This is a genomic window from Pseudomonas sp. GZD-222, assembly GCF_049310525.1.
In the GTDB taxonomy this organism is placed as follows: Bacteria; Pseudomonadota; Gammaproteobacteria; order Pseudomonadales; family Pseudomonadaceae; genus Aquipseudomonas.
In genome coordinates this window covers 73,444-85,955 of record NZ_JBMOWO010000069.1, presented here as the reverse complement: position 1 = coordinate 85,955, position 12,512 = coordinate 73,444, and the positions used below count along the sequence as shown (strand labels likewise).

Annotated in this window: 11 protein-coding genes; 5 read left to right on the top strand and 6 right to left on the bottom strand. The window is 60.3% G+C overall.

Annotated features, from left to right (window positions below; genetic code table 11):
* Positions 1–89 precede the first annotated feature (89 nt).
* On the bottom strand, positions 90–473 hold the full coding sequence (locus tag ACO6VD_RS12735) for a tautomerase family protein (protein ID WP_422419489.1): 384 nt from the start codon (positions 471–473) through the stop codon (positions 90–92).
* A gap of 139 nt (positions 474–612) precedes the next feature.
* On the opposite strand from ACO6VD_RS12735, the gene ACO6VD_RS12730 reads away from it, so the two are divergent.
* Both ACO6VD_RS12730 and ACO6VD_RS12725 read left to right on the top strand, forming a co-directional pair.
* Complete coding sequence (locus ACO6VD_RS12730; RefSeq protein WP_422419487.1) at positions 613–1,059, top strand: MaoC family dehydratase; 447 nt, start codon at positions 613–615, stop codon at positions 1,057–1,059.
* Positions 1,060–1,305: 246 nt separating this feature from the next.
* Positions 1,306–2,577 (top strand): RidA family protein, encoded by a 1,272-nt coding sequence (locus ACO6VD_RS12725; RefSeq protein WP_422419485.1) that lies wholly within the window; start codon positions 1,306–1,308, stop codon positions 2,575–2,577.
* A gap of 97 nt (positions 2,578–2,674) precedes the next feature.
* Here the strand turns inward: ACO6VD_RS12725 and ACO6VD_RS12720 are convergent, their stop codons facing one another.
* The 4 genes from ACO6VD_RS12720 to ACO6VD_RS12705 all read right to left on the bottom strand — a co-directional run bounded on the left by ACO6VD_RS12720 (position 2,675) and on the right by ACO6VD_RS12705 (position 6,634).
* Positions 2,675–4,201 (bottom strand): DHA2 family efflux MFS transporter permease subunit, encoded by a 1,527-nt coding sequence (locus tag ACO6VD_RS12720; protein ID WP_422419632.1) that lies wholly within the window; start codon positions 4,199–4,201, stop codon positions 2,675–2,677.
* Positions 4,202–4,251: 50 nt separating this feature from the next.
* Positions 4,252–5,349 carry an HlyD family secretion protein gene (locus tag ACO6VD_RS12715; protein ID WP_422419483.1) on the bottom strand — a complete coding sequence of 366 codons (1,098 nt, stop codon included), beginning with the start codon at positions 5,347–5,349 and terminating at the stop codon, positions 4,252–4,254.
* 76 nt (positions 5,350–5,425) lie between these two features.
* The gene (locus ACO6VD_RS12710; RefSeq protein WP_422419482.1) at positions 5,426–5,839 is read right to left on the bottom strand and encodes a cupin domain-containing protein; all 414 of its coding nucleotides are present in this window, start codon (positions 5,837–5,839) and stop codon (positions 5,426–5,428) included.
* A 33-nt stretch (positions 5,840–5,872) separates the two neighbouring features.
* Positions 5,873–6,634 (bottom strand): SDR family oxidoreductase, encoded by a 762-nt coding sequence (locus tag ACO6VD_RS12705; protein ID WP_422419480.1) that lies wholly within the window; start codon positions 6,632–6,634, stop codon positions 5,873–5,875.
* Positions 6,635–6,837: 203 nt separating this feature from the next.
* Here ACO6VD_RS12705 and ACO6VD_RS12700 point away from each other — a divergent pair, with 203 nt between their 5' ends.
* Positions 6,838–8,424 carry a winged helix-turn-helix domain-containing tetratricopeptide repeat protein gene (locus ACO6VD_RS12700; RefSeq protein ID WP_422419478.1) on the top strand — a complete coding sequence of 529 codons (1,587 nt, stop codon included), beginning with the start codon at positions 6,838–6,840 and terminating at the stop codon, positions 8,422–8,424.
* 88 nt (positions 8,425–8,512) lie between these two features.
* Entirely contained in the window at positions 8,513–9,268 is a 756-nt protein-coding gene (locus tag ACO6VD_RS12695; protein WP_422419476.1) for a phytanoyl-CoA dioxygenase family protein, read from the top strand.
* On the opposite strand, the gene ACO6VD_RS12690 is transcribed toward ACO6VD_RS12695, so the two are convergent.
* The gene (locus ACO6VD_RS12690; RefSeq protein WP_422419475.1) at positions 9,260–9,703 is read right to left on the bottom strand and encodes an HIT family protein; all 444 of its coding nucleotides are present in this window, start codon (positions 9,701–9,703) and stop codon (positions 9,260–9,262) included. The genes ACO6VD_RS12695 and ACO6VD_RS12690 overlap by 9 nt on opposite strands.
* Before the next feature lie 588 nt (positions 9,704–10,291).
* On the opposite strand from ACO6VD_RS12690, the gene ACO6VD_RS12685 reads away from it, so the two are divergent.
* Complete coding sequence (locus ACO6VD_RS12685) at positions 10,292–12,496, top strand: OsmC domain/YcaO domain-containing protein (RefSeq protein WP_422419473.1); 2,205 nt, start codon at positions 10,292–10,294, stop codon at positions 12,494–12,496.
* Positions 12,497–12,512 lie beyond the last annotated feature (16 nt).

Sequence of the window (12,512 nt, the reverse complement as noted above, 5' to 3'; positions counted from 1 at the left end):
AACGCCTCCTTTCACGATGTTGCTACCTGAGGCAGGTAACAGATCAAGCATAGCTATTCATGTGTATCGCTTCGTCGAGTGGATGCCGTTCAAGTGGCGTACTGAGCGATGCCATTGCCGAACGACCAGTTCTCCTTGCGCACCTCGACCAGATTGATGAAAACGTCCTCCGGACGCACGCCTGCCTCGCGGTTGAGGCCTTCGGCGATGGCCTGATACAGCGCCTTCTTCTGCTCTGTCGTACGTCCTTCGTTAAGAGTGATCTGGATAAATACCTGTCCATCCGTGCGCTGGATCCCCAGATACTGCGGGTCATTCACCAGGCGGTCGCCGTCGTGCTCGGTGAGGACCTGGAAGTTGTCGTGATCGGGGACATTGATGGTGCGCTGCATCGCGGCGTAGACCACTTGTCCAAGCGTCTGCAGGTGGGCACGGTCGGGGTGTCTTTTGATGTCTATGCGTACCAGTGGCATGGGAGGCTCCTCGGGTAAGTGATCAGACGAGACGTACAAGCGGGCATTGCCAGAAACAGGACAATGGACATAGTTTATTCAGGCAACTGAGTGTAGTTGGGCTTTATGACCCTGCGCTGGGATCCCGAGGAGCCGAGGCATGAGCGAACCTATCTATCTGGAAGACCTGGCAGTGGGCGACAGCTTCACCAGCGAGCAGTACCCCCTGGATGCCGAACAGATCATCCGCTTTGCTCGCGAGTATGATCCGCAGCCATTTCACCTCGATGCGACGCTTGCGCAGGAAACGTTCTTCGAGGGGCTGGCAGCCAGCGGTTGGCAGACCAGCGCTATCACCATGAAGCTCTTGGTCGGCAGCCTTCGGTTCGCCAAAGGCGTGATCGGTGCGAATGTCGAATTGAGCTGGCCGCAGCCAACCCGCCCCGGCGACATATTGCGTGTGCAGAGCACGGTGGTCAGCGTTACACCTTCCCGCTCCAAGCCAGACCGGGGCATGGTGGTGCTCGAGTGCATCACCTCGAATCAGCGCGGCGAGGCGTTGCAGCGCATGACCAGCAAAGTGCTGTGCTTCAAGCGAGACCAGTAGGCTGGTGTGACGTTCGTCGCCCATCTGCCGGATATTTCGTGAACCTGATCCATGACAATGGCGCCGCTCAGAGAGACCACTACACTTGCCACCGATTCATGCAGCAACCCCCGGGCGCTTACCTGCCTACCCCTGAGTGGGCGTGATGTCCGTTGCCCGGATCAAACGGTGGCAACTGTCGCTAGCAAAGTGGAGTACGTGTTTGCCACGCAACCCGCGAAGTCCCAGAACCATGGGAGTACTATTATGAGTGGCTATAACGCAGTACTGGCACGGAATACAGACAAGGCTGCAAAGAGCATTGGTCCCTATTCACAGACTGTAGCGTTCTCTCACTATAATAATCTTTCAGCTCAATTACCGATCGACCCGCAAACCGGCAAGCTGGTTGCGGGGGGTATAAAAGAGCAGGCTGGACAATGCTTCAAAAATATCAAGGCCATTGTCGAAAGTATCGACCATTCGATGGACGATATTGTCAGGGTCACTATTTTTCTGAAAAACATTGCAGATGCTGATGCGGTAAACCAGGTGTATGCATCATTCTTTCCGGACTACGTTCCTGTGCTGACGACAGTCGCCGTTGCAGCGTTGCCGATGGACGCCTTGGTGCAGGTTGAAGCGCTTGTTTCAAACGGCGTGGGCACCATTCCGAATGCACCGCAGGCAGGTGACCTGATCAAGATTGTGAAGAACACCGAGAGCGCCCCATTAAGTTCTTTGTCTGCGCAAGCCGTGGCTTTTTCACATTACAACAATCTTTCAGCGCAGTTGCCTATCGATCCCGCAACCGGGAAGTTGGTGGCTGGCGGTGTGAAAGAGCAGGCCAGGCAATGCTTGAAAAACATCAAGGTTATCTTAGAAAGTATTGATGTTCCTGTTGATGACATTGTCAAAATCACTGTCTTCCTCAAAAACCTCTCGGATACTGAAGCGGTAAACAAAGTGTATTCGGAGTTTTTCCCGGACTCGGCCATCGCCAGGGCCGTCGCCTATGTACCTGCACGGACAGTCGTTGAGGTTTCGGCGTTGCCGCAGGATGCGTTGGTGCAATTCGAGGCCGTGGTGTCGCACGGAGATGGCACGCCGCCACAGCTCGTTGAAGACCGGCATGGCATCGTCATCAAGGCCAATAACACCGGCGGCGCCCCCAAAGACGCGCTCTCTACCCAGACGGTGGCCTTTTCTCATTACAACCATATCGCCGGTCAATTGCCGTTAGATCCAAAAACGGCCGACGTGGTGGCTGGTGGTGTAAAAGAGCAGGCTGGTCAGTGTTTGGCAAACATCAAGGCTATCGTGGAAAGCATCGATCACGCATTGGCTGATGTGGTCAAGGTCAATATCTTCCTTAAGAATATCGAGGATATTGGCGCCGTGGACGAGGTCTACACGACATTCTTCCCGGGTGGCGTTCCTGCACGCAGAACGGTGGGTGTGTCAGCGTTGCCTGGCAATGCGTTAGTGCAGATCGAAGCGGTTGTGGCAAACGCTGAAGGCACACCTCCTGAGGCATAGCTGCAGTTTTTATAACGTCGTTAATCGCTAGTGTCGCGTACTGAAAAGGAAGCCGGAGCAGACTCCGGCTTCCTTTTTTATCAGTGCATACCCGTGGTTAATGGTGGGAACCGCCGCTGCCAAACCGCGCAAAGGCGATCTTGATCGCTACCAGTATCGGCGCCGCCACGGCAAACAGCAGGGTCACGGCCATGAAGGCGCTGTCGAAGGCGATCACCGTCGACTGACCTGCCAGCGCCCGGCCCAGCAGGTTGGTGGCGGCACGAGCGGCCGTCACCGCGTCCATGCCTTTGCCCGTCAGCAAAGCGTTCAGAGCGCCCAGCCGTTCGATGACCGCGCCGGTGCCAGCGGTGATGTGGCTGCCAAGGATCACGGCATTGGCGGTGAGGTTGTGTTCGATCAGGGTTTGCAGGGCCGCGACGCCAAGCAGGCCACCCAGTTGCCGACCGGTATTGAACAGCCCGATGCCCGAGGCAAGGTTGCGCCGGTTGAGGTCACTGAAGGCGATCAAGGTGATCGACAGGAACAACAAGCCCAGCCCCAGGCCGCGCAAGAGAATGGCGGCCATCATGTCGGCGGCGCCGCTTTCGCTGGTGGAGCCGGACAGCATCCACATCGCCAGCATGATCAGCGCAATGCCGAAAGGCACCGTAGCGAACGGCGCCACACGGCGCGCCTGCATAAGCCAGGCGGCGAACAGCAGGGCCACGATGAAACAGCCACCACTGGGTAACAGCAGCAGGCCGGCGTCGGTAGGTCGGAAGCCGAGAACCGAGAGGGCAAAGGCCGGGATCACAAAGGCACTGCCAAACAACGCGGCGCCAGCGACCAGGCTGACGATCAGGGCAAAGGAAAAATCGTTCGACTGGAACAGGCTGAAGTCCAGCAGACCGGTGTCTTTGCGCAGCAGTTGTTGGCCGACAAACGCGAGCAGGGCGGCAGCGCCGATCAGGCTCAGCCAGACGATGCGCGGTTCCTCGAACCAGTCCCAGCGGCTGCCTTGGCTAAGGACGTAGGTGAAGCACAGCAGGGAGGTCGCCATCAAGATAAAGCCGATGCCATCAAACGGCCGCCGTTCGCTGCTGGCAGCGATGGGCGTGTCGGTGATCAACAGCAGACCGGTGGCTGCCAGCGCCAATGGCACCACGCAGAGGAAGATCCAGGTCCAGGACTGGCTATCGATCAGCCAGCCTTGCAGGGCCGGGGCCAGGGTCGCGGAGGCGACGACTGCACCCATGGCAAACAGCGCCTGCAAAAAGGGTTGGTGCTGACGGGCGAAAGCGCCAAAGATGATCGCCTGGCCACCGACCAGCAGGGTGCCGCCGGCAAAGCCCTGGATGATACGCAGGGCCACCAGCAGGTCGAGGCGCGGGCTGAGGGCAGCCAGGACGCAGGCCAGGCCCATCACCAGGGTGGCGGTGACCATCACTTTGCGTGGATGAAAGCAGCTCAACAGCCAGGCGGCGGTCATGAAACCGATGAGCTTGAATGCGGTGTAGCCGACGTCCAGCCAGGCAAACTCATCCGGTGTGGCGTAGGTGTCGCCCAGGATGTCGTTGCGCCCGAGCGCCAGCACGGTGCTGGCGATGGCTTCGGTGAGTGTGGCGAGGACGATGCCGGCCATCAGCAGCACGCCGCTGGTGGTCTTGGCGTGGCTCCCCGTGGCCAGCGTGTTCACGATCCTTCTCCTCGGGCCACTTCGACGCGTGCCGACAGGCCGGGCACGATGCGCCCCGGTAGCGGGTTATGCACCAGGTGGATTTTCACCGGAACGCGCTGCACCACACGGACAAAATTGCCGGTGGCGTTGTCGCTGGGTAGCAGGCTGAAGGCTGAGCCGCTACCGGGGGCAAAGCTGTCGACCACGCCTTCCAGCACGTCGTTGGGGTAGCCGTCGACGGTGATGCTGACCTGTTGGCCGGGGTGGATGTGTTCGAGCTGGGTCTCCTTGAAGTTCGCCACCACCCACACATTGTGCACGGGGACGATATCGAGCAGGGCCGCGCCCGGGGTGACAAAGCGGCCGACGCGGACCTGGCGGTTCCCGACCACGCCATCGACCGGGGCGCGCACCACGGTGCTATCCAGATCGATCTGCGCCAGGTCACGGGCGGCCTGGGCCTGGGCCACGGCAGCAACGGCGGCTTCGCGCTGGGCCAGGAGCACGGCGATACGTTGCTGCTGGGCCTCCACCGTTGCCAATGCGGCCGAGAGCGTTGCGTCGGCTTTGGAACGTGCCGCATCGGTTTCGTCGACCAGCGCCTGACTGACGGCGTTGCTGACGATCAGCTTGCGACTGCGGTCGTGGGTTTTGCTCGCCAGGTTCATCTCCGCCCCGGCGGAACGCCTCTGGGCTTGTGCCTGGCGGATCAGGGCGCCCTGTAGCCGGGTTTCGGCATCGACATTGCTCAGGCGTGCCTGCGCCGCACTGATATTGGCCTCGGCCTGGGCCAGGTGCGCGCGGTAGTCCTCATCATCGATGCGAAACAGTACATCACCGGCGTGCACGCTCTGGTTGTCGCCGACCTCTACCACGGTGACGTAGCCGGGTACTTTGGCCGCGAGCGAGGTGACGTCGCCGCGCACATAGGCGTTGTCGGTCGCGGTGCTGCCGTAGCTGAATGCCATCGCCCAACCACCCGCCAGCAGCGCCACGGCACAGAGGCAGAGGAGCACACCGATAAGTTTTTTCCGGTTGCGCCGCGGCCCGGCGCCCGCCGTTTCGGCATTGGCGTCGGTGGCCGTGGCGGCCTTGTCCTCGAGCGCATTCATGTTCTATGTCCTGTGCAAAGGCCAATGCCCCTGGCAGCCGTGGTGGCCGCCGAGGGGCGATCAGCAGGTTGATCGCTTATTGCTTTGCCGGCGTGACCAGTTCCTTTTCAGTGGTGTCGAGGACGAACACGGCCAGCAACCGGGCCGGTTGGGTGTCGCTGGCGTTGGCGCTGACCGCATGGTACGAGCCAGGCTCTTCGACGAAGTTTTCCCCCGCCTTGTAGACCTTCTCTGGCCCATCGTTGACGCGGCTGCGCACGGCGCCTTCAAGTACCGTGGCATAGATGAAGGCCGACTTCGGATGGGTATGCGACGGCGAAGAAGCGCCGGGCGCGTACTCGACCAGCACGCCGCGCATGCTCTTGCCCGGGACATTCGGCAAGGGGCGGTCGAACACTACCGTGACCTTGCCGGGAATCGCCTCGGCGGCTGACGCTGAGCTGACCGTGAGTGCGGCGAAGGCCGCGGTCAGAAGGAATCGAGTGAACATTGCAGTACTCCCTGGTAGTGAGGCGAGTGAGGCTCAGCGAGGTGCTTGAGCCGTCGAGCGGGCCAGCCAGTCCTCGAAACGGATCGTGCCCAGGCGTGGGTTGCTGCCGGGGGTCAGGGACTGGTCGTCGAGCTCGTCACCGAAGTAGCGTGCGTGGACATCGGCAACCACCTTGCGGGTGTCTTTGGTAACGTGGAAATAGCGTCTGACCAGCTCGTCCAGGGGCATGGCTTCGGGGCCGGCAATTTCCACGGTGGCGTTGGCCGGTGCGGCCAGGGCCACCTCGGTGAGCGCCGCGGCGACATCGTCGGAGGCCATGGGCTGGATCAGCGCTGGCGACAGGTGAACCTCATCGCCGACCACGGACGATTCGGCGATACCGCCGACAAATTCGAAGAACTGGGTGGCGCGCACCAGGGTGTAGGGCCGGCCCGAGGCCTTGATCAGCGCTTCCTGGGCGACCTTGGCGCGAAAGTAGCCATTCTGTGGCGAGCGTTCGCAGGCAACGATCGACAGGGCAATGTGATGAGCAACGCCCGCAGCGGCCTCGGCGGCCAGCAGGTTGCGGGTCGAGGTCTGGAAAAACTCCAGTACTGCCTGGTCTTCCCAGGACGGCGCGTTGGCTACATCGACCACCACATCCGCACCATCCATCGCTTCAGCCAGGCCTTCGCGGGTAATGCTGTTAACGCCGGTGTTGGGCGAGGCGGCAATAGCCTGATGGCCGCGCTCGGTCAGGTTTTTTACAAGCTTCGATCCAATGAGGCCGGTGCCTCCGATGACGACGATCTTCATGGCATCTCTCCGCTTTCGGACGGCACCTGTTGCCGTCGAGGTAGCTTCAGAATGCCCCTGCATCGGCGGCAAGTCCTTGTGCCTGCCGTGGGTTTACCTTGGCGCCAGCCTGCTTTTTCGTCCAAAGCCGCTGTGTGGTCGGTGCGGTGGGCGATGGGCTGCCGTATCATCAATTGTTCGCATTAATCCCGGGGATACTGCCGTTGCCATTCGCGTTTGAGGACTACGTGCTCGATCAGGAACGCCGGGAACTGACCCAGCGTGGCCAGGTTGTGGCCGTTGGTCCGCAGGTCTTTGATCTGTTACTGCTGCTGGTCAGCCAGCATGAGCGGGTGGTCAGCAAAGACGAGCTGCTCGCCGCGGTCTGGAGTGGCCGGATCGTCTCCGAATCAACCATCACCAGCCACATCAACGCCGTGCGCAAGGCCATTGGCGACAGCGGCGAAGAGCAGCGCCTGGTGCGCACGGTGGCCCGCAAGGGGTACCGGTTTGTCGGCCAGATCAGGGCCAGCGACGGGCTACAGCTCGCGCCTGTCGCGTCGGGTGCCGAAGAGATCATTGACGCGAAGCACACTGCGGCAGCCGCGCTGGTCCTGCCCGACAAGCCCTCGATCACCGTTTTGCCTTTTCAGAACCTCAGCGGCGACCCGGAGCAGGATTATTTCGCCGACGGCATCGTCGAAGACATCATTGGCGCCTTGGCGCGGATCCGCTGGCTGTTCGTCATCGCCCGCAACTCCAGCTTCACCTACAAGGGCAGGGCGGTGGACGCCCAGGGGGTGAGCCAGGAACTGGGCGTGCGCTACGTGCTTGAAGGCAGCGTGCGCAAGTACGGCAACAAGGTGCGCATCACCGGTCAATTGATCGACGCCAGCAGCGGTACGCACATCTGGGCGGAGCGCTTCGAAGGCCTGCTCGACAGCATCTTCGAATTGCAGGACCAGATCGCCGAAAGCGTCGTCGGCGCTATCGCCCCACAGCTGGAACGGGCGGAAATCGAACGGGCGAAACGCAAACCCACCGACAGCCTCGATGCCTACGATTACTACCTGCGCGGCACCGCTAAACTGCACCACGGTACTCGCGAAGCGATCGACCAGGCGCTACTGTGGTTCTACAAAGCCATCGAACTCGACCCGGAGTACGCCTCGGCGTATGGCATGGCCGCCTGGTGCCACTTCTGGCGCAAGATCAATGGCTGGATGAGCGAGCGCCCCCGCGAAATCGCCGAAGGCGTGCGTCTTGCCCGCCTGGCGGTGGAGCTGGGCCGCGATGACGCCGTGGCCCTGACCCGTGGCGGTCATGCCCTGGCGCACCTGGCCGGCGATGTCGACAGTGGTATCGCCTTGCTCGACCGCGCCCGTCTGCTCAACCCCAACCTTGCCCCGGCCTGGTTTCTCGGCGGCATCCTGCGAGCGTTGCGCGGTGAAACCGAGGCGGCCATCGACAACCTCAACCATGCCGTACGCCTGAGCCCGCTGGACCCGGAAATGTTTCGCATGCAGGTGGGCATGGCCCTCGCGCATTTCTTCTCGGGGCGCTATGAAGTCGCCGCTACCTGGGCGGAAAAAGCCCAGGGCAACCTGCCCAGCCTGCTGCCCGCGGTTGCCTTGCTGGTCGCCTGCTATGCCCTCAGCGGGCAGATGGACAAGGCGCAGGCGGCGTTGCAGCGGCTGCAGGCGCTGGATCCGACGTTACGCTTGAGTAATCTGAGGGAATGGTTGCCGATTCTGCGTGATGAGGATCTTGCCCGTTTTGCCGAAGGTTTGCGTCTGGCGGGGTTGCCGTAGTCGTTGGCGTGATCTGCGCATGGACTTCATCGGCATCCGGGTTTAGGCTCGCGGCCATTGAGAGATCGACCATTTCATGGAGTCTGGTTTGAACACAAGGACAGTGTTATTCGCCACTCAAGGCTATGCGGTAGTCCCTTCAGTTGTTGGTGACAGCGAGCTGGCATTCGCCCGCGAACTCGCTCAAGCCCTGATAGCGCGCTTTCGTCAGGGCGAAGCGGCGGTTGTGTCAGTCGGGGTGAGTATCGGCGAGGCGGGCCGACGCCATCCGCAGCGTAACCCGGGGCTCGACCTCGAACAGTGGCTGCACGAGCCGTTCATCATTGGCGATCTCCTTGCCGTGGAGCCGCGTTTTGCCCGGCTGTTTTCCCAGCAATCGATCTGGAACTGTGTAGCTGAATTACTGGGTTGTGAACCACCGGAGCTGTTGTTTCACTTCGGCAATCTCACGCGCAAACCCGGCGAAACAGGCCCGGCGATCGGCTGGCACCGAGACGCGGAAAACACCTATTTCGCCAGTGAAGATGGGCGCACCGTGCGGTTGCTGATCCCGCTTCAGCACATGTCCGCGGCAAATGGCGGCACGGCGCTAGTGCCGCGTTCGCACCTCGAATCTGGCGCTGCTACCGATGACGCCCTGTGTCCTGAAATCCTGCCTGGCAGTTGCCTGGCCATTCACTGCGCCACCTTGCACGGTGGAACCGAGAACCGCAGCGGCCAGGAGCGGGACGTGATCGTCATGCAGTTTGGCTTGCGTAGTTCAACGCTGCGTTGCCAGGCACCCGAGCGGTCGGCGTTATCGACTCGAGAAGAACTTCTGGTGTTGTGCCGCGACTCACACTGAGCTTGAGGCTTCCAGCAACTGAGCAATCTTTCTGCGCAACTCCCCGTGGGTTTCTTCCGAGTAGGCGACCGCGTTTTTCCAGTCATAGAACCATACGGGCATTTTGCGATTCTCTTCCGGCTCCGAGGCATAGCGCGGAAAAATGTGGCAATGCAGCTCAGGCTCCGAGTTCCCCAGAATTTCATAGTTCATGCGCAGGGCGCCGGTGGCCTGCATTACGGCGTCACCCATGCGGGCCATGTCGAGCAGGTAGGTGGCTCTTGCCTCGGTATCCAGATCGTTGAGGCTGGGCACGACCGGGTCGGGCAACAACAGGCAGTAGCCAGGAAGAAATTGCACATCGCCCATGACCGCCCAGCCTGAGACCATGCGGCAGATCACTTTATCGTTGGTGCCGTTGCGGGCCAGTTCTACACGTTGTGAGATCAGGGGCATGTATTGTCCTTAATGAGGGGGTGGGGCTGCCAGTTCCTTGAGTTGCCTGGCCAGTTCAGGTGCCACATGACCTCTGGCCGGTGTGGGTACCCAGTGGGTAAACGGGATGTCGATCATGCGGTTCTCGTGCTCGGCCGGCAAGCGCGACAGTACCGGGTCGTGGCTCAGTCGATAGCGCTTGGGTTGGGTTGGGTGTTGAGGCTGTGGGCTTATCCATTCGGTGTGGCGCCGCTGCCGGCCCCTTCCGCCCTTACGGCGGCCTACTTTCCTCTTGGGGAAAGTAGGCAAAGCCGCCTGCTCCTGCATATGCCATCGCGGGAAAATCCCACTTCAACATGTTGATCTTGATCTTCATCCACGCCAGTACAGACGCCGCGAACTGCGACTTCAGGAGGCTGAGTGAAGGTGCCGCCGTAAGGGCGGAAGGGGCCATCAGCGGCGCCACACCGAATGGATCAGCTCAAAGCCCGCATGCCCGTTCATTAAGAAGGTGCCAGTCAGCGGCCATTGCCGAAAGCACAAGACTTCGGGGCGAAAAACCGGATAATGGCGGCCAAATCGTTTTGCTGCTTATGATGGTAATCCCGTATGGAAATCAAGGTTAACTTTCTCGACAACCTTCGACTTGAAGCCAAGTTCGATGACTTCACGGTGGTCGCCGATCAACCTATTCGCTACAAGGGCGATGGTTCGGCACCCGGTCCGTTCGATTACTTCCTGGCTTCGTCGGCGCTGTGCGCGGCTTACTTTGTGAAGTTGTACTGCCAGACCCGCGGGATTCCCACCGAGAACATTCGCCTGTCGCAGAACAACATTGTTGATCCTGAAGACCGCTACAAGCAGATTTTCAAGATCCAGGTCGAGTTGCCGGCCGATATCTCGGCCAAAGACCGTCAGGGCATTTTGCGCTCCATCGAGCGCTGCACGGTGAAAAAGGTCGTGCAGACCGGCCCTGAGTTTGTCATTGAAGAAGTCGACAACCTCGATGCCAACGCCCAGGCCTTGCTGATGCTCGACCCGGCTTCCGACGCCAGCACCTACATCGCCGGCAAGGACCTGCCGCTGGAGCAGACCATCGCCAACATGTCGGCCATTCTGGCCAACTTGGGCATGAAGATTGAAATCGCTTCTTGGCGCAACATTGTGCCCAATGTCTGGTCCCTGCATATCCGCGATGCACAATCGCCAATGTGCTTCACCAACGGCAAAGGCTCGACCAAGGAAAGCGCCCTGGCCTCGGCGCTGGGCGAATTCATCGAGCGCTTGAACTGCAACTTCTTCTACAACGATCAGTTCTGGGGCGAAGACATTGCCAACGCGGCGTTTGTCCATTACCCGGACGAGCGCTGGTTCAAGCCTGGCCGTAAAGATGCGCTACCGGCAGAAATTCTCGACGCCTACTGCCTGGAGATCTACAACCCCGAGGGCGAGTTGCTTGGCTCGCACCTGTACGACACCAACTCCGGCAATATCGAGCGTGGCATCTGTTCGTTGCCCTTCGTGCGTCAGTCGGACAGCGAGGTGGTGTACTTCCCCTCCAACCTTATTGAAAACCTGTACCTGAGCAACGGCATGAGCGCCGGTAATACCCTGGCCGAAGCGCAGGTGCAGTGCCTGTCGGAGATCTTCGAACGCGCGGTAAAACGCGAAATCCTCGAAAGTGAATTCTGCCTGCCTGATGTACCGCACGAGGTACTGGCCAAGTACCCGGCCATTCTCGCCGGTATTCAGGGTCTGGAAGAGCAGGGCTTCCCGGTGCTGGTCAAGGATGCATCGCTGGGCGGCGATTTCCCGGTCATGTGCGTGACCTTGATGAACCCGCGAACCGGTGGTGTATTCGCTTCGTTCGGGGCGCACCCGAGCTTCGAGGTGGCGTTGGAGCGCAGCCTGACGGAATTGCTCCAGGGTCGTAGTTTCGAAGGCCTGAACGACTTGCCGCAGCCGACCTTTGAAAGTCACGCGTTGATGGAGCCGAACAACTTCGTTGAACACTTTATCGATTCCAGCGGTGTGGTGTCGTGGCGCTTCTTCAGCGCCAAAGCCGATTTCCCCTTTGTTGAATGGGACTTCTCTGGCCAGGGCGAGAACTCCAATACCGAAGAAGCGGCGACCTTGTTCGGCATTCTCGAAAGCATGGGCAAAGAAGCGTACATGGCGGTGTACGAGCATCTCGGTGCAACGGCCTGCCGGATTATCGTGCCGGGCTACTCGGAAATTTACCCGATCGAAGATCTGGTCTGGGACAACACCAACAAAGCGCTGTTCTTCCGCGAAGACATTCTGAACCTGCACAGCCTGGATGAAACCGATCTGCGCGCGCTGGTTGAACGCCTGGAAGAGAGCGAACTGGACGACTACACCGACATCAAGACCTTGATCGGCATCGAGTTCGATGACAACACGGCCTGGGGCCAGTTGACCATTCTCGAGTTGAAACTGCTGATCTATGTCGCCTTGCAGCAGTTTGAAGAAGCCAAGGAGCTGGTGGAAACCTTCCTGCAGTTCAACGACAACACCGTCGAGCGCGGCCTGTTCTACCAGGCCCTGAACGTGGTGCTGGAAGTGGCGCTGGACGACGAGCTGGAACTGGATGACTACGAGGCCAACTTCCGCCGGATGTTCGGCAACGAGCGGATGGACGCGGTGATCGGCTCGGTGCAAGGCAGTGTGCGCTTCTACGGCTTGACGCCTACCAGCATGAAACTGGAAGGGCTCGATCGCCATCTGCGGCTGATCGACAGCTACAAGAAGCTGCACAAGGCGCGGGCCACGGTGGCGGCGTTGTCCAGCTAAAAGCGTTACGACGCAA